General features: G+C 62.5%; 16 protein-coding genes, 1 pseudogene and 1 riboswitch. Of the genes and pseudogenes, 9 read left to right on the top strand and 8 right to left on the bottom strand.

Translation table 11 applies throughout. The features are described 5' to 3' along the window. Positions 1-5: 5 nt before the first annotated feature. From H7F36_RS02215 to H7F36_RS02205, 3 genes are all read right to left on the bottom strand, one after another. A complete protein-coding gene (locus H7F36_RS02215) occupies positions 6-1,634 on the bottom strand; it encodes a peptide chain release factor 3 (protein ID WP_187053143.1) in 1,629 nt (542 codons plus the stop codon). A 126-nt stretch (positions 1,635-1,760) separates the two neighbouring features. Then, complete coding sequence (locus H7F36_RS02210; RefSeq protein ID WP_187053142.1) at positions 1,761-2,231, bottom strand: phasin family protein; 471 nt, start codon at positions 2,229-2,231, stop codon at positions 1,761-1,763. Positions 2,232-2,400: 169 nt separating this feature from the next. Next, positions 2,401-3,093 carry a hypothetical protein gene (locus H7F36_RS02205; RefSeq protein ID WP_261802470.1) on the bottom strand — a complete coding sequence of 231 codons (693 nt, stop codon included), beginning with the start codon at positions 3,091-3,093 and terminating at the stop codon, positions 2,401-2,403. Positions 3,094-3,196: 103 nt separating this feature from the next. Beyond that, positions 3,197-3,265: riboswitch (S-adenosyl-L-homocysteine riboswitch) on the top strand. A 76-nt stretch (positions 3,266-3,341) separates the two neighbouring features. Between H7F36_RS02205 and ahcY the strand changes: the two genes are divergently transcribed. From ahcY to H7F36_RS02185, 4 genes are read left to right on the top strand one after another with little or no spacing between them, the layout of a single operon-like run. Then, on the top strand, positions 3,342-4,796 hold the full coding sequence (ahcY, locus tag H7F36_RS02200) for an adenosylhomocysteinase (RefSeq protein WP_187053141.1): 1,455 nt from the start codon (positions 3,342-3,344) through the stop codon (positions 4,794-4,796). 6 nt (positions 4,797-4,802) lie between these two features. Further along, positions 4,803-5,645, top strand: a complete 843-nt coding sequence (locus H7F36_RS02195) for a TlyA family RNA methyltransferase (protein WP_187053140.1) — start codon at positions 4,803-4,805, stop codon at positions 5,643-5,645. After that, positions 5,623-6,447 carry a methylenetetrahydrofolate reductase [NAD(P)H] gene (metF, locus tag H7F36_RS02190; protein WP_187054763.1) on the top strand — a complete coding sequence of 275 codons (825 nt, stop codon included), beginning with the start codon at positions 5,623-5,625 and terminating at the stop codon, positions 6,445-6,447. The genes H7F36_RS02195 and metF overlap by 23 nt, the downstream gene beginning before the upstream one ends. Next, the gene (locus H7F36_RS02185; protein ID WP_410003062.1) at positions 6,444-7,178 is read left to right on the top strand and encodes a septal ring lytic transglycosylase RlpA family protein; all 735 of its coding nucleotides are present in this window, start codon (positions 6,444-6,446) and stop codon (positions 7,176-7,178) included. Before metF ends, H7F36_RS02185 begins: the two co-directional genes overlap by 4 nt. Positions 7,179-7,217: 39 nt before the next feature. On the opposite strand, the gene H7F36_RS02180 is transcribed toward H7F36_RS02185, so the two are convergent. Next, entirely contained in the window at positions 7,218-8,114 is an 897-nt protein-coding gene (locus tag H7F36_RS02180) for a 23S rRNA (adenine(2030)-N(6))-methyltransferase RlmJ (RefSeq protein WP_187053139.1), read from the bottom strand. 161 nt (positions 8,115-8,275) lie between these two features. Here H7F36_RS02180 and rplM point away from each other — a divergent pair, with 161 nt between their 5' ends. The 4 genes and pseudogenes from rplM to H7F36_RS02160 form a co-directional block, all read left to right on the top strand. Continuing rightward, positions 8,276-8,746 (top strand): 50S ribosomal protein L13, encoded by a 471-nt coding sequence (gene rplM, locus H7F36_RS02175; protein WP_187053138.1) that lies wholly within the window; start codon positions 8,276-8,278, stop codon positions 8,744-8,746. Further along, positions 8,743-9,135: a 30S ribosomal protein S9 gene (gene rpsI / locus H7F36_RS02170; protein ID WP_187053137.1), complete on the top strand. Its 393-nt coding sequence runs from the start codon at positions 8,743-8,745 to the stop codon at positions 9,133-9,135. Before rplM ends, rpsI begins: the two co-directional genes overlap by 4 nt. Before the next feature lie 142 nt (positions 9,136-9,277). Further along, the gene (gene erpA, locus H7F36_RS02165; RefSeq protein ID WP_187053136.1) at positions 9,278-9,658 is read left to right on the top strand and encodes an iron-sulfur cluster insertion protein ErpA; all 381 of its coding nucleotides are present in this window, start codon (positions 9,278-9,280) and stop codon (positions 9,656-9,658) included. Positions 9,659-9,842: 184 nt separating this feature from the next. Next, a pseudogene (locus tag H7F36_RS02160) lies at positions 9,843-10,049 on the top strand (MFS transporter); the annotation flags it as partial. Between the two features lie 94 nt (positions 10,050-10,143). Here the strand turns inward: H7F36_RS02160 and H7F36_RS02155 are convergent. Both H7F36_RS02155 and H7F36_RS02150 read right to left on the bottom strand, forming a co-directional pair. Further along, positions 10,144-11,268 (bottom strand): anhydro-N-acetylmuramic acid kinase, encoded by a 1,125-nt coding sequence (locus H7F36_RS02155; protein WP_187054761.1) that lies wholly within the window; start codon positions 11,266-11,268, stop codon positions 10,144-10,146. A 41-nt stretch (positions 11,269-11,309) separates the two neighbouring features. Further along, positions 11,310-12,659, bottom strand: coding sequence for a M23 family metallopeptidase (locus tag H7F36_RS02150; protein ID WP_187053135.1), 1,350 nt, complete (start codon positions 12,657-12,659; stop codon positions 11,310-11,312). Positions 12,660-12,820: 161 nt separating this feature from the next. Here H7F36_RS02150 and tyrS point away from each other — a divergent pair, with 161 nt between their 5' ends. Further along, a complete protein-coding gene (gene tyrS / locus H7F36_RS02145) occupies positions 12,821-14,053 on the top strand; it encodes a tyrosine--tRNA ligase (protein ID WP_187053134.1) in 1,233 nt (410 codons plus the stop codon). Positions 14,054-14,089: 36 nt separating this feature from the next. On the opposite strand, the gene H7F36_RS02140 is transcribed toward tyrS, so the two are convergent. Continuing rightward, positions 14,090-14,698 carry an OmpA family protein gene (locus tag H7F36_RS02140; protein ID WP_187053133.1) on the bottom strand — a complete coding sequence of 203 codons (609 nt, stop codon included), beginning with the start codon at positions 14,696-14,698 and terminating at the stop codon, positions 14,090-14,092. After that, positions 14,695-15,183, bottom strand: coding sequence for a FecR domain-containing protein (locus tag H7F36_RS02135; protein ID WP_187053132.1), 489 nt, complete (start codon positions 15,181-15,183; stop codon positions 14,695-14,697). Before H7F36_RS02135 ends, H7F36_RS02140 begins: the two co-directional genes overlap by 4 nt. Between the last annotated feature and the right edge of the window lie 98 nt (positions 15,184-15,281).

The following is a 15,281-nucleotide window of genomic DNA, read 5'->3' as shown; positions in this document are numbered from 1 at the left end:
TGCACTCAGCCGGCGCTTTGCAGCGCCAGCCCTGCGTGCTCGCGCAACGGATGAAAATGAATCTTCGGAAAACGCTCCTGCGCGAGCCGCACGTCGTACGGCGACGTGCACAGGTACGCAAGCGTGTTGGCCGCGTCGAGCGCCATGCGTGCCGGGTAAGCGTTGACGAAGTCTTTAAGTTCCGCCGGCGTGTCGGCAGTGATCCAGCGGGCGCCGGTGTACTGGCAACCTTCGAGCCGTACGTCGACGTCGTACTCGCCCTTCAACCGGTGCTGCACCACTTCGAACTGCAGCTGGCCGACAGCGCCGAGCAACATCGGCCCGCCGATCTCCGGGCGGAAGACCTGGATCGCACCTTCTTCTCCGAGTTGCGCCAGGCCTTGTTGAAGCTGCTTGGTACGCAGCGGATTCTTCAAAATCACCGTCATGAAGAGTTCGGGCGCAAAGAAGGGCAGGCCGGTGAACATCAGGTTGGCGCCATCGGTGATGGTGTCGCCGAGTTGCACGCCGCCATGCGTGGTGAAGCCGACGATGTCGCCGGCATAGGCTTCTTCGACCGCCTCGCGGCGCTGGCTCATGAAAGTGACGACGCTGGTCGGGCGCAGTTCCTTCGACGTGCGCTGCACCTTGAGCTTCATGCCAGGCGTGTACTTGCCCGAGGCCATGCGCACGAAGGCGATGCGGTCTCGGTGCGATGGATCCATGTTGGCCTGCACCTTGAACACGACGCCGGCAAAGTCCTTGTCTTCCGGCTGGATCTCTTTCACCACCGGCTGGCGATTGACCATCGTGGTGCTGGTGCGCGACTGCGGTGGTGGCGCCAGGTCGACCAGTGCATCGAGCACCTCCATCACGCCAAAATTGTTGACGCCAGAGCCGAAGAACACCGGCGTCTGCTTACCGGCGAGAAAGGCTTCGCGGTCCCACGTCGGCGAGGCACCGGTTGCCAGTTCCATGCTCTGCTCGGCAGATTCGAACTCGCTGCCGAAGCGCTTGATGAGCTCGGCGCGGTTGTCGAGGCGAATCGTCTCGAACTCCTGCGGCAGTCGCTCCTTGCCGGAGTCGAACACCGTCATGGTCTGCGTGCGCAGATTCATGATGCCGCCGAAGGATTTGCCCTGACCGACCGGCCAGGTCATCGGTACGCAGGGCATGCCGAGCTCGCGTTCGATCTCGTCCATGATGTCCAGCGGCTCGCGCACTTCGCGGTCCATCTTGTTGACGAACGTGATGATGGGCGTGTCGCGCTGCCGGCAGACTTCGATCAGGCGGCGCGTCTGGGCTTCGACGCCGTTGGCCGCGTCGATCACCATCAGGGCCGAGTCGACCGCGGTGAGTACGCGGTAGGTGTCTTCTGAAAAGTCCTTGTGGCCGGGCGTGTCGAGCAGGTTGATGACGTGGTCGCGGTACAGCATCTGCATGACCGATGAGGCGACCGAAATGCCGCGCTGCTTTTCGATCTCCATCCAGTCGGATGTGGCATGCCGCGTGGCCTTGCGCGCCTTGACCGATCCGGCAATCTGAATCGCTCCTGAGAACAGCAAGAGCTTTTCAGTGAGCGTGGTCTTGCCGGCGTCTGGGTGGGAGATGATCGCGAAAGTGCGACGGCGACGGGTTTCGGAGGCGAAAGACAAAGTGGGCAATCTGCGGGGGGATTGCCCGATTTTACGGATGCGCTCCTGGCTTCTCTCGCACGGGGCTAGCGCGACGCCACAAAGCCGTGGTCATGCCGGTCGCGTCGAGCGCGCCGGCAGCACCAATCACTTGCGCTGCAGCAGCTTGGTCACTTCGTCGACGTTGTCCTGCACCCGCTGGCGCACGACTTCGAAGGCGTCCTTCTGCGACTTGGCCGCCAGGTCGGCCAGCTCCTTGATGTCGTCGATGGCACGCTGGAACGAGGCGCGGCCTAGTTCGTCGAGCTTGGCAAGATTTTCTTTCGGGTCTTTACCGGGCATCGCCTTCGCTGCCGACTGCCATTCGCTGATGGCGCTCTTGATCATTTCGGTCTGCCGCTGCACCACCGTTTGCAGGCCCTGGTATGACTTTTCGTTGGCCTGCATCACGGCCTGGAGATCCTTGCGGCCGGTGTCGAGCAACTTGCTGCCGGCGCCGGTCAGGTTGACGTTTTGCAGCCGCTCGGCCATGCCCTTGAGCATGTCGGCCGGGCTGGGGATCTTTGTGCCGCCCTGCGTGGCAGTGGACTTTGCAGCGGCTTTCTTGGCGGTGGCCATGGGAATCTCCTGAGGTTGAGGATGGCGGACAACACGCCTGCAAGCGGCGGAAATCCGTCGCCACGATACGCCCCGACAACGCTGCTGCGGTGATCCTCTTCGCAAAATTACTTGCGGGATTTCCCTTGGGTCGCGCAGCGTATGCGGCGCGACCCGTTCGGCTCAGCGATTACATCGGCGGCGTGAAGCCGTTGCGGCCGGCCAGCACACGCAGCGCGGTCGGTGTGCCGTTGCGCTCTTGCGCATTGATCAGCACGTTGGCGCCGGGCACCAGCAAGGCATCGGTGGCTGGCTTGAAGGTCACGACAGGAACGTTCGGCGGAACGATCAGGGTCTTTTCGCCACCCTTGTAGCTGAGTTTGAGTTGCTGGCCGCCGCGCACGTTCTTCGGCGCCGCGGCGAGGTCGGCCACCGTCGCATTGGTCATGGTGCTCTGCGGCTGCAAGTCCCATGGGAAATGGCCTTCGCCGGTTCCACGCGCGGCCTCGGGGAACACCAGAACTTCGAGCGCCTTTTGCGTGCCGTCTGCCTGCGGCATGGCTGCAGTGCCGATGAAGCTGCCTTGCTTGATGTCGCTCAGCTTGATGCGGTACACCTCGGAGATCGGCATGTCGGCGACCCTTGCAAGCGAAACGACTTCGCCGCTGCGGTCCTTCACGACCACCTTGCTTTGGTCTACGTAGACGACGGTGCCGCGAATTCGGACGGTCGGGGCGGCGGGAGCGGCAGATGGCGTGGCCGCCGGGCTCTGCGCAGCGGCGGCGAGCGGCAGGACGGCTGCGCCGAACAGCGTGGCCGACGCCAGAAGCACAGACGCAAGCGGCGAGAACCTGCGGAAAGACGATGTGGAGGGTGTGTTCATATCGCACGAGGGTAATGCGCCGCAGGAATTTCGGTTTGTCGGCGGTGACGCCGACCCTTCCGGGCGGTGACGCACGCAATCGGGCGTCTGCGCTAAAATTCGTCGTTCCGAGGAGCGTTGCAGCGCCATCAGGCGTGAGGCTCGGACCACATCGCAACCACGCTCAACCGCTGTTCTCGCGGTGAGTCGATCTATAGGTCTACCTTCCCGAGCGCGGCGGCAATTCTCAAACTTGCTTTGGAGTTCTTATGAGCGCTGTTCTCGAATCCGCATCCGCCGTCGCAATCCCTCTCAAATTGACCGATCAGGCCATCGCCGACATCACGCTGGCCGCTTGGGGCCGCAAGGAAATCCGCATCGCGGAGACCGAAATGCCGGGCCTGATGGCCATTCGCTCCGAGTTCGCGAAGTCGCACCCGCTCAAGGGCGCGCGCATCACCGGCTCGATCCACATGACGATTCAAACCGCGGTGCTGATCGAAACGCTGCAAGCCCTCGGCGCCGACGTCCGCTGGGCATCGTGCAACATCTTCTCGACGCAAGACCACGCAGCCGCCGCCATCGCAGCCGCTGGCACGCCAGTGTTCGCCGTCAAGGGCGAGACGCTGACCGACTACTGGGACTACACCCACGCCATTTTCGACTTCGGACCCAAGGGCTCGAAGGGCGAAGGCCCCAACATGATCCTGGACGACGGCGGCGACGCCACGTTGCTGATGCATTTGGGCCAGCGCGCTGAAAAAGACCTGGGCGTTCTCGCGAACCCGACCAGCGAAGAAGAGCGCATCCTTTACGCCGCGATCAAGGCCAAGATCGCTATCGACAGCACCTGGTACACCCGCAAAGCCGCCGAGATCATCGGCGTGACCGAAGAAACCACCACGGGCGTTCATCGCCTGAACGAGATGTCGGCGAACGGCACGCTGCAGTTTCGCGCCATCAACGTGAACGATTCGGTCACCAAGAGCAAGTTCGACAACCTGTACGGTTGCCGTGAATCTCTGGTCGACGCCATCAAGCGCGCAACCGATGTGATGATCGCCGGCAAGGTGGCGGTCGTCGTGGGCTACGGCGACGTGGGCAAGGGCTCGGCACAAGCGCTGCGCGCCTTGTCGGCGCAGGTATGGGTCACCGAGGTCGATCCGATCAATGCGCTCCAGGCTGCAATGGAAGGCTACAAGGTCGTGACCATGGAATACGCTGCCGACAAGGCAGATATCTTCGTGTCGGCGACCGGCAACCTGTCCGTCATCACGCACGACCACATGGTCGCCATGAAAGACCAGGCCATCGTTTGCAACATCGGTCACTTCGACAACGAAATCGATGTCGTGTCGATCGAGAAGTACGAGTGGGAAGAGATCAAGCCGCAAGTCGACCACATCACCTTCCCGGACGGCAAGAAGATCATTTTGCTGGCCAAGGGTCGCCTGGTGAACCTGGGCTGCGGCACGGGCCACCCGAGCTTCGTGATGTCGTCGTCGTTCGCCAATCAGGTCATCGCGCAGATCGAGCTTTTCACCAAGCCCGACGCGTATGAAGCCGGCAAGGTCTACGTGCTGCCCAAGCACCTCGATGAGAAGGTCGCGCGCCTGCACCTGAAGAAGGTCGGCGCCATGCTGACCGAACTGACGCCGGCGCAAGCGGCCTACATCGGTGTCGATAAAAACGGCCCTTACAAGCCTGACACCTACCGCTATTGATAGCGCATGCGCGCTGATCAATTGTTGGTGGAGCGCGGCATGGCCGCGTCCCGATCGCAGGCCGTTCGCTTGATTGCGGGCGGTTTGCGCTGGCGCGATGCGGGCAGCAGCGACGCATGGCGTGACGTGGTCAAGAACCGCGACGACCTGCCTGAATCGGCCGAGCTCGACCTGGTCGACGGCGCCGAAGCACGCTACGTTTCGCGCGGGGGACTCAAGCTCGAAGGGGCTTTGAATACCGCAGGAATCGATGTGACGGGGCTGCAGTGCCTCGACCTCGGCCAGTCGACCGGAGGCTTCACCGATTGCCTGCTGCAGCACGGTGCGGCGAAGGTGGTCGGGGTCGACGTCGGTCACGGCCAGTTGCACGCGAAGCTGCGCGAAGACGAGCGTGTGATCGCGGTCGAAAAGGTCAATGCGCGAGCGCTGACCGCAGTCGACCTGATCGCTTCGAGTGTCGACGCCGAAGACGACCCCGAGACGATGGAAATCGAATTCGAGCCGCGCTTCGACCTGATCGTGGGTGACCTCTCGTTCATTTCGCTGACGCTGGTGTTGCCGGCGGTGGTGCCTTTTCTAGCAGCCGATGGCCGCATGCTGATGCTGGTCAAGCCGCAGTTCGAACTGCAGCCGGGCCAGGTCGGCAAGGGCGGCATCGTGCGCGATGCGGCGATGTACCCGATCGTGGAGGCACGCTTGCGCGAAGCCTGCGCTGCGCTGGGATTGCGTGTTGTGCAGTGGTTCGACAGCCCGATCGTCGGCGGCGATGGCAACCATGAGTTTTTCATTCACGCCGTTCGTGCCGACGGCGCTCCAGGAGTCGGCGATGGGCCTTCCGCTCAGCTTTGAATTTTTTCCGCCCAAGACGGTCGAGGGCGCGACAAAGCTGCGTGCAATCCGGCAGCAGCTCTACACGCGAAAGCCCGAATTCTGCTCGGTGACGTATGGCGCCGGAGGCTCGACGCACGACGGCACCTTCAACACGGTGCGTGAAATTCTGGGCGAGGGCGTTGATGCGGCGAGCCACTTCTCGTGCATCGGTTCGACCAAGGCAACCGTGCGCATGCAGTTGGCCGAACTCAAGGCGATGGGCGTCAAGCGGCTGGTCGCATTGCGTGGCGATTTGCCCAGCGGCTACGGCGTTGGCGGCGAGTTTTTGTACGCAAGCGATCTGGTCTCGTTCATTCGCGAAGAGACGGGTCGCGACTTTCATATCGAGGTCGCTTGCTACCCTGAAGTGCACCCGCAATCGCGCTCGCCCGAGGCCGACTTGCGGGCTTATGCGGCCAAGGTCGAAGCGGGCGCCGATTCGGCCATCACGCAGTATTTTTTCAGTGCCGAGGCCTACTTTCGGTTTGTGGATGAAGCCCGCAAGTTGAAGCTCGACGTGCCTGTCGTGCCGGGCGTCATGCCGATCACCAACTCGACCCAGCTCATGCGTTTCTCGGACGCCTGTGGCGCCGAGATTCCTCGCTGGATTCGTCTGCGGCTGCAGGGTTTTGGTGACGATACGGCGTCGATCAAGGCGTTCGGGCTCGATGTCGTCACCGACCTGTGCGTGCGTCTGCGAGACGGCGGCGCACCTGCCCTTCATTTCTACACGATGAACCAGGCTGCTGCGACCTTGGGAGTTCTGGAGCGCATCGAGTGAATGTCGCGTGCCCGGCCGCCCGCCATGCGGGGTGGACCGGATCGCGTCGCGCGCTGCGAGGCGCGCTGGCCGGTTTGCTGTGTCTGCTTGCGGCCTGCGGCACACCGCCGCCCGATGCCACTGCGCCCAAAGCTGACGCGTCAGCGGATTCATCGGGGCGCTCTCGGCTACGGCCGTTGCCACGCGAGCTTGCGGTGCCGGCCGGTGCCGCCCCACGTTCGCAAGTGCCGTCGGTGCGCTACGACCTCTCCATCTCAGGAACTGGCGAACTCTCGCCGGACGATGGCGTCCCCGGTGACGAAGGCCCTCGCGAAATCTTCGAGCGCGGTGGCGCATCCTGGTACGGCATCCAGTTTCACCAGCGAAAGACTGCCAACGGAGAGCGCTTCGACATGACCGCATTCACGGCCGCTCACAAGACACTGCCGTTCAACACGCGTGTCTGCGTGCGAAGCCTGGTGAATGGCAAGGAGGTGTTGGTGCGCATTAACGATCGGGGGCCCTATGCGCTGGGTCGCATCATCGATCTGAGCCGCGCCGCAGCAGATCAGATCGGGCTGACGGCAATGGGGATCAAGCAGGTTGCGTTGTCGGTGATCGACAAGAAAGACATGCGTTGCAGCGGCGCGGCCGTCGACTTCGCCGCTGCGCCGATGGCGGGTGATTCTGCGGCGTCGCCTTCAAGCACGCGGAAGGTACCGGTCAAATCATCGAATCGCAAACGCCGCTAGATATCGGCGTTGAATGAACGGCCGCAGAAGCGCCGGAACTCAGCCGCCGCTGTCGAGCGAAAACGCCGCGTGGCGGTCTTGCGCCAAAAGCTCTACCAACTGAGGCAACGCCGCGGCCAATTGCGGTTTCAAGGTAAATGGCGGATTGATCAAAAACATGCCGCTGGCTGGCAGGCCGGGTCGCTTGGTCTCGCCAGTGGGCGTGGATGTCAGCTTGCTGGACTTTACGGTGAGCGTCGCGTGCAGCCACGACTTGCCGGCCTTGGTCGCCATCGTCTTGAGTCGCCGCGGCAAATCGTGCGCTTCAGGCCTCGGAATGATCGGATACCAGACGGCGTAGGTGCCGGTGGCGAATCGCTTGAGCGCTTCGGCCGCGAACTCGAGCACGCGGCCGTAGTCGCTTTTGATCTCGTAGCTTGGGTCCATCAGCACCAATGCGCGACGCGATGGGGGGGGCAAGAATTTGCTGGCGCTCAAGAAACCGTCTTCGCGCAGGACGGCAATTTGCCGACCTGCATCGAGTTGCGCGATGTTGGCGCCGAGGGTTTTGGCATCGGTCGGATGCAACTCGTACAGTTTCAACCGGTCATGGTCCCGCAACAGGTGCTGGACGATGAAAGGCGAGCCAGGATAGATCTTGGCGCCGCCCTTCGGGTTGAAGTCGGCGATGACGCCGAGGTAGCGGGCGATGGCGTCCGCGAGGGGTGCGCCGCCTTTCGGCTTGGCTGCCATCAGTCGCAACAGACCTTCTGCCGCCTCCCCGCTGGTGTCGGCGTAGTCGCCATCCAGACGGTATAGCCCGGCGCCGGCATGCGTGTCCACCACGGTCAGCGCCGCGTCTTTTTCGAGCAAATGAGTGAGCGTGGCGATCAACACCGTGTGCTTGAGCACGTCGGCGTGGTTGCCGGCGTGGAAGGCGTGGCGGTAACTGAACATGGGTCGATGGTACCCGCCAGCGCCGAATCTTTATATAATCGAAGGCTTCGCAGCGCTTTTGTGGCCCCGCGGCGAAGCCTGAACCCCACCTATGAGATTCCCGTCAGAGGAACGCCGACCGTGGAAAAGGGCCCGCCAAACCCTCTTTTAAAGAGAATCTCATGACCAAAACTTTCAGCGCCAAACCCGCTGACGTGGTGCACGAGTGGTTTGTGGTTGACGCGACCGACAAGGTCCTCGGACGAGTAGCCAGCGAAGTTGCTCTCCGTTTGCGCGGCAAACACAAGGCCATTTACACGCCTCACGTCGATACCGGTGACTTCATCGTCATCATCAATGCAGCCCAGCTTCGTGTCACCGGTGCCAAGCCGATCGACAAGATCTACTACCGTCACTCGGGCTACCCGGGCGGTATTTCGGCTACGAACTTTCGCGACATGCAAGCCAAGCATCCCGGCCGCGCGCTGGAAAAGGCCGTCAAGGGCATGCTGCCCAAGGGCCCGCTCGGCTACGCCATGATCAAGAAGCTCAAGGTCTACGGTGGCGCAGAGCACCCGCATACCGCGCAACAGCCCAAAGTGCTGGAAATTGCAGGCTTGTCCACCAACGCCCAACGTGAGGCCGCCAAATGATCGGTGAATGGAACAATGGCACCGGCCGTCGCAAATCGAGCGTCGCCCGTGTGTTCATGAAAAAGGGTACCGGCAAGATCACGATCAATGGCAAGGATATTCAGGCCTACTTTGGCCGCGAAACGTCCATCATGATCGCGAAGCAGCCGCTGTTCCTGACGAACAACGTCGAAGCTTTCGACATCATGATCAACGTGAATGGCGGCGGCGAATCGGGCCAGGCCGGCGCGGCGCGCCACGGCATCACCCGTGCACTGATCGACTACGACGCGACGCTCAAGCCGGTGTTGAGCCAGGCTGGCTTCGTGACGCGCGATGCGCGCGAAGTCGAGCGGAAGAAGGTCGGCTTGCACTCTGCTCGCCGCCGGAAGCAATTCTCAAAGCGTTAATTCGCTTTTGGAGCTGCTGTTTGGGCTTACTGCCCTCGCAGTCAAAACGCCGCCTTCGGGCGGTTTTTTGCTTGTTGCAGTAGCATCACCTCCATTGGCTGCACGTGCCCGCACGTTTGGCCGCACTTACAGGAGTACTCACATGAGCGCCGTTGCCGAAAATACCGTTTCTGAAATGCCTGTTCCGGAAATGCCGGAGCCGATTTTGTTTACTGACAGCGCCGCCGCGAAGGTGGCTGATCTGATCGCCGAAGAAGGCAACCCTGAACTCAAGCTGCGTGTCTTCGTGCAGGGTGGCGGATGTTCTGGTTTCTCGTATGGTTTTACGTTCGACGAGATCGCCAACGAAGACGACACCACGATGACCAAGAACGGTGTCTCGCTGCTGATCGACGCCATGAGCTACCAGTATCTGGTGGGCGCTGAGATCGACTACAAGGAAGATTTGCAGGGCGCGCAATTTGTCATCAAGAACCCGAACGCGACCAGCACTTGCGGCTGCGGCTCCAGCTTCTCAGCTTGAGATTTGCAGAAGTTCTTCGCGTTTGTTCGAACAGCCGCCTAAGGGCGGCTTTTTTGTTGCCTGAGTTTTTTCGATGACGCTTCCTGTCAGATCTAATTCAACGCCCATTTCTCCGGTGCCTTCTTCGGCGCCAGCACCGGGCTATCGCAAAAGTTTGCTCTGGCTCGTCGCCATCGGCTTTTTCATGCAGACGCTCGACGCGACCATCATCAACACCGCATTGCCCGCCATGGCGGCGAGCCTGGGAGAAAGCCCATTGCGCATGCAGTGGGTCGTGGTGGCCTATGCGCTCACGATGGCGGTGCTGATCCCAGCCTCGGGCTTGATCGCCGACCGTTTTGGTACGCGCCGCGTCTTCTTCTCCGCCATCTTGTTGTTCTTTCTCGGGGCTGAAGCGCCGACTGCTGCGACCAGCGACCAGCACAAGCTACCCGCCACGCCGCCGCTTGGGTCCACCAGCAAGTCCAGGCCAGGCAGGCCTCCAGTCAAGCAGGGTAGATGGCGCCCAGCACCCGCGCGCCCTTGGCGCCGGTCACGCTGGCAAGGTTGCCCGTCTCTCGGCGCACCGTACAACGGGCCAGCCACGCAAATGCTGCCGCTTCGACCTGTTGTGGTGGCAGGCCCCGTTCAGCCGACGACTTCAGCTCGACACCGGGGAGAAGTGCGCGCAACCGGGCGAGCAGGTGGTCGTTCAGCGCTCCGCCGCCGCACACGATCAAGGTCTTGCTGTCGATGCCGTAGCGGATCACGCCCGCGGCACAGCAACTGGCGGTCAGCTCGGCAAGCGTTGCCTGCACATCCGCGGCATCAGCGCTGCTGGCGTGCTGCAACTGCGCGGCGAGCCAAGTGGGATTGAATCGGTCGCGCCCGGTGCTTTTCGGAGGCGCCTTGGCAAAGTAGGCATCGCGCAGCAGGCGCTCGAGCAAGTCGGGTAGCACTCGCCCACTGGCAGCCCAAGCGCCGCCAGCGTCATATGGCTGGCCCAGGTGGGTTTGACACCAGTGGTCCAGCAGCGCATTGCCGGGGCCGCAATCGAAGCCGAGCACGGTGATCGCTTCGCCCGATGTGGCGGGCAGCAAACTGAGGTTGGAAATACCACCGAGATTCAGGACAGCAACGGCGTCATTTTCTAGCGAGAACAGCGCGCGATGGAACGCTGGCACCAGCGGTGCGCCCTGACCGCCGGCTGCGACATCGCGGGTCCGGAATTCAGCAACGACGTCGATGCCGGTCAGTTCGGCGAGCAGCGCGGGGTTGTTGAGCTGAAGCGTGTAGCCAATATCGTCGAATTCGCCTGGCCGATGGCGCACAGTCTGGCCATGGGCCCCGATGGCGGCAATGGCTTCGGCACCTACATTAGCGTGGTCGAGCAAATCCTGCGTGACCGCTGCGTACACCCGCGCCAGCGCGTTGCCTGCAAGCGCCGCACGGTGTAGCTCGTTGACGCCATCGGGTGTGTTCAGCGCCAGCAATTCGGTGCGCAGTCCGACCGAAAACGGCGCCGTGGCATGCGCCTTGACCGCAATGCCGCCGGCCGAGAAATCGGCGATGACGCCGTCGACGCCGTCGAGCGAAGTGCCCGACATCAAGCCGATGAACAGGTTGGCCATCTGCAGATCGGCCATTTTGTTGTGTTCGATGGTGCGGTCGGTCAGTCTGCGCTGGCCTGGACCACAGAGAACGCGGCTGCCAATTCGGTGCGCGATGCGACCGCCAATTTCTCGAACGCGGGACGCGATGCTGCCGCGATCGGCGTCATGTCGCCGTCCTGTTTGGCGATGACCGCCGGGTCGGTGTATTCACCGTTCACCCGGTACTCGAAATGCAGATGCGGACCGGTCGCCCAGCCCGTACTGCCGACAGCACCGATGAACTGGCTCTGGGCCACGCTCTGCCCGACCTTGACGTCCATGCGGCTCAGATGCGCATACACGGTGCTCAGGTCGTTTCGGTGCTTGACGATGATGATGTTGCCGTAGCCGCTTTGCTGCCCAGCGAATTCGACAACGCCATCGCCGACGGCTCGAACCGCCGTGCCCGAAGGTGCCGCGAAGTCAATGCCGTTGTGTTGACGCCAGGTGTTCAAAATCGGGTGCATCCGCATCGCGAAACCGCTGGAGATGCGCGAAAACTCGACCGGCGAACTCAGGAACGCGTGACGCAGGCTGTCGCCGTTCGGCCTGAAGTAGCCACCCTTGCGGCCCGGCTCCTGGAACCACAGCGCCTGGTGGATGTTGCCGCCGCTTTCGAACTCCGCCGCCAAAATACGGCCGCTGCGCATCGACTGGCCGTCGGCTTCGAAGGTTTCGTAGACGACAGCGAATCGATCGCCCTTGCGCAATTGACGGAAGTCGACATCTCCCGCGAATACGTCGGCCAACTGGCTCGCGACAGCATCGGGAATGTTGGCATCGTCGGTTGCCGCAAAGAGCGACGTCCGGACTACGCCGCTCGCCAGGCGTGTACCGGCGGTCAGTGTGTCGGCTTCGGAACGCATGATGAAGCCGACGCCCGCGCTTTCGACGACGAGGCGCTTGAAGCCGTCGCCGTCAGGAATCCAGCGTGCACTCAGCTTCTTGAGCCGATCTTCGTGCGTCACTTCGGCAGTGACAGTACGGCCGGGCCGGCTCAACAGCGCGGAGCGCGCCTCGGCGTTGCCGCGGATGTACGCCGATGCGGCCGGATCGCTTACGCCGAGGCGCCCGAGCAGCGCTTCAGCGGTATCGCTCGAGCGCGTGGTTTCGCTGCGGAACAGGGTGAAGCTGAAAGCGTCCAGCGCCTCGGTCTGTGTTGAAACAGCAAGCGGCGTCACCGTTTCAAGCACCTGCTTTACCGGAATCTTGGCCGCGTCGGGGCCAAGCGAAGCAACCGCGAATGCACCACCGCCTGCGGACATCAAGACCGCTGCAATCACTGCAGTGATCTGCCTTGGGTACGTCCGGAATGTGTAGGCCACACGGGAAGCAAACAGCTCCTCTGCGGCAAGAAATCTGTCAATCAAAGCTCAAAAATCCAGATCAGGTTTCGGCGAATCCGTGAAGCAGAAGGCCTCAAGACGGAGGCGGCAACACGGCGCGGAAAAAAGCGCCGCTTAGAATTCGGCGCTTGCAAAGTCGAGCTCAGTATAGCTTCGGCAATACCCAAATCAGCCACAAAAGCCCAATGAATGCCGGTTCTGTTACATCCCAAGTCCTTTCCGATGGCGTAGGAAGAGCTCTCGAAATCTCGCTGCGTGGGGCTGACGAATTGCTGCCCCAGGATGAGTGGATCAAAAAGCTTCAGCGTGCCGAGGCCACCGGCCAGCCGCTGCGCATCAAGCTCGGCCTCGATCCGACGGCTCCGGACATTCATATCGGTCATACGGTGGTGCTGAACAAGCTGCGGCAGTTGCAGGATCTGGGCCACACCGTCATTTTTTTGATTGGCGACTTCACGACGACGATCGGCGACCCGTCCGGACGCAACACGACCCGGCCGCCGCTCACGCGCGAACAAATCGAGGCGAACGCGCAGACGTACTACCGTCAGGCCAGCCTGGTGCTCGATCCGTCCAGAACCGAGGTTCGCTATAACTCCGAGTGGAGCGACCCGTTGGGCGCGCGCGGGATGATCCAGCTGGCGGCCAAATACACCGTCGCCCGGATGATGGAGCGCGACGATTTCAGCAAGCGATTCAAGGCTGGCCAGTCGATCTCGGTGCACGAGTTCCTGTATCCGCTGATGCAGGGGTACGACTCCGTGGCTCTCAAGTCGGACCTCGAGCTCGGCGGCACCGACCAGAAGTTCAACCTCTTGGTCGGGCGGCACCTTCAACAAGAGTATGGCCAGGAGCCGCAGTGCATACTCACTATGCCTTTGCTGGAAGGTCTCGACGGCGTCGAAAAGATGTCGAAGAGCAAGAACAATTACATCGGCATCAGCGAAGCACCAAACACCATGTTTGCAAAGGTGCTGTCGATTTCCGACGTGCTGATGTGGCGCTGGTACACCTTGCTGAGCTTCAAATCGCTCGCCGAGATCGCGGCGCTGAAGGCCGAGATCGACGGCGGGCGCAACCCGAAAGATGCCAAGGTCGCGCTCGCCAAGGAAATCACCGCGCGCTTTCACAGTGCCGCGGCAGCCGACGCGGCGGAGCAGGATTTCGTCAACCGCAGCAAGGGCGGCGTGCCCGACGACATTCCTGAACTGACGCTGGAAGGCGCGCCGCTCGGCATCGCCCAACTGCTGAAGCAGGCCGGGCTGGCGCCGTCGACCTCGGAGGGCAACCGCCTGATCGAAGGCGGCGGTGTTCGTCTCGACTCGGTCGTCGTCAACGACAAGGCGCTGAAACTGCCCGCGGGCAGTTATGTGGTGCAGGTCGGGAAGCGCAAGTTCGTCCGCTTGACCTTGCGCTGAGCAAAGGCTGCGCCGGGTTCGAGCCCCGCCCGCCGTTCAGCGCACTTCGATCGTCACCCGTCGATTTCGCGGCTCCGGCGTCTCGTCGGCGGTCGGTACCGCGAGTTCGCGTTCGCCGCGGCCGACCGCTTCGATGCGTGCCGCCGGAAACTGCCTGTCGATGAACATCTGACGCACTTGCTGCGCCCTGCGCATCGACAACTCGTCGTTAGACACGACTGCCCCAACTGTGTCGGTGTAGCCGGTGATCACGATGTCGCTGCCGGCGCGTGCCATTGCCACCATTAACGCGGTGGTCATCTCGCGTTGGGATTCGGGCATAAGCGACGTGTTGCCTGCGTCGAAGTACACCGCGTAGCGCTGGGGTGCGGGCGGAACGAGGTCGAACAGCATGGTGTTGTCGCTGCGGACCCGTGCTGCATCGGTCTGGTCGAGCGAAGGCGCGCCGGTGCGACCTGCTTTCACGGTGGCGCGCTGGTAAGGCTTGTCCAGCGTAACTTCGCCGCCGTTACTTCCGACCACCACCGCGGAGGGTCGCCCGTCCGGTTGCGGCAGCAACACGACGTGCGTGGCGGGCGTCGAGCAGCCCGCGAGCAGCGCGGCTGACAGGAGCGAAAAGCAGATGACGCAGCGTGGCATGTTCATGGTTGCGGATCCGCCTGAACGATGAAATCGGTGCCACGGATGCCAATCGTCGCGGTCTGCGTCTCGATGCGGACCGCGTCCGGATGGGCTTTTCCGATCAGGCCGGAAATCATGCGCAGCGAGCCACGCAGCAGCGAGATCAACAGGCCGCCGTCCTGGGCGGTCGGATCGAAGCTGAACTCCTTCATGTCGAGTCGCGACGAAGGGCCGAGCACGAGCACGGTGCCATCGCGGAGCACCAGGCTCGCGGCCGAGTCCGCGCCAGTCACGATACGTTCGATGGGCGCAACCTCGTCGCCGGCATGTGCGGTACGCATGACGCCGGTGGCGCTGAGCAGTTGCACGTCGCCGCGCACGCTTTTGACGAAACCAGCCCGTTCTGGCGGTGGGGTGGCTTGTGCTGCCGCCGGCGCGACCGACGCGATCGACGCGATGGCCGCCATAAGCAGCAGGGCGCTCAGCCGCGTCCAAGGTCTGAATCTCATCCGGGCCTCTTCTAAATCAAGGTGAGCGCCCGATGGTACGCGACGTGCTCCGAGCATGAGCCGTCCATAATTCCTGCGCCCCGCTGACCTCCCGTCGG

It is taken from the genome of Variovorax sp. PAMC28562 (assembly GCF_014303735.1).
GTDB lineage: Bacteria > Pseudomonadota > Gammaproteobacteria > Burkholderiales > Burkholderiaceae_C > Variovorax.
Note: the sequence above shows the minus strand (reverse complement) of the source record. Positions and strands in the feature narration are given on the sequence as shown.

What these genes read in the sequence shown, in the direction of transcription:
- H7F36_RS02155 (WP_187054761.1), bottom strand. Translation starts at nt 11,268, where the DNA reads ATGGCCAACCTGTTCATCGGCTTGATGTCGGGCACTTCGCTCGACGGC.
- H7F36_RS02205 (WP_261802470.1), bottom strand. Translation starts at nt 3,093, where the DNA reads ATGAACACACCCTCCACATCGTCTTTCCGCAGGTTCTCGCCGCTTGCG.
- rpsI (WP_187053137.1), top strand. Translation starts at nt 8,743, where the DNA reads ATGATCGGTGAATGGAACAATGGCACCGGCCGTCGCAAATCGAGCGTC.
- H7F36_RS02140 (WP_187053133.1), bottom strand. Translation starts at nt 14,698, where the DNA reads ATGAACATGCCACGCTGCGTCATCTGCTTTTCGCTCCTGTCAGCCGCG.
- metF (WP_187054763.1), top strand. Translation starts at nt 5,623, where the DNA reads ATGGGCCTTCCGCTCAGCTTTGAATTTTTTCCGCCCAAGACGGTCGAG.
- H7F36_RS02195 (WP_187053140.1), top strand. Translation starts at nt 4,803, where the DNA reads ATGCGCGCTGATCAATTGTTGGTGGAGCGCGGCATGGCCGCGTCCCGA.
- rplM (WP_187053138.1), top strand. Translation starts at nt 8,276, where the DNA reads ATGACCAAAACTTTCAGCGCCAAACCCGCTGACGTGGTGCACGAGTGG.
- H7F36_RS02180 (WP_187053139.1), bottom strand. Translation starts at nt 8,114, where the DNA reads ATGTTCAGTTACCGCCACGCCTTCCACGCCGGCAACCACGCCGACGTG.
- H7F36_RS02210 (WP_187053142.1), bottom strand. Translation starts at nt 2,231, where the DNA reads ATGGCCACCGCCAAGAAAGCCGCTGCAAAGTCCACTGCCACGCAGGGC.
- erpA (WP_187053136.1), top strand. Translation starts at nt 9,278, where the DNA reads ATGAGCGCCGTTGCCGAAAATACCGTTTCTGAAATGCCTGTTCCGGAA.
- tyrS (WP_187053134.1), top strand. Translation starts at nt 12,821, where the DNA reads ATGAATGCCGGTTCTGTTACATCCCAAGTCCTTTCCGATGGCGTAGGA.
- ahcY (WP_187053141.1), top strand. Translation starts at nt 3,342, where the DNA reads ATGAGCGCTGTTCTCGAATCCGCATCCGCCGTCGCAATCCCTCTCAAA.
- H7F36_RS02135 (WP_187053132.1), bottom strand. Translation starts at nt 15,183, where the DNA reads ATGAGATTCAGACCTTGGACGCGGCTGAGCGCCCTGCTGCTTATGGCG.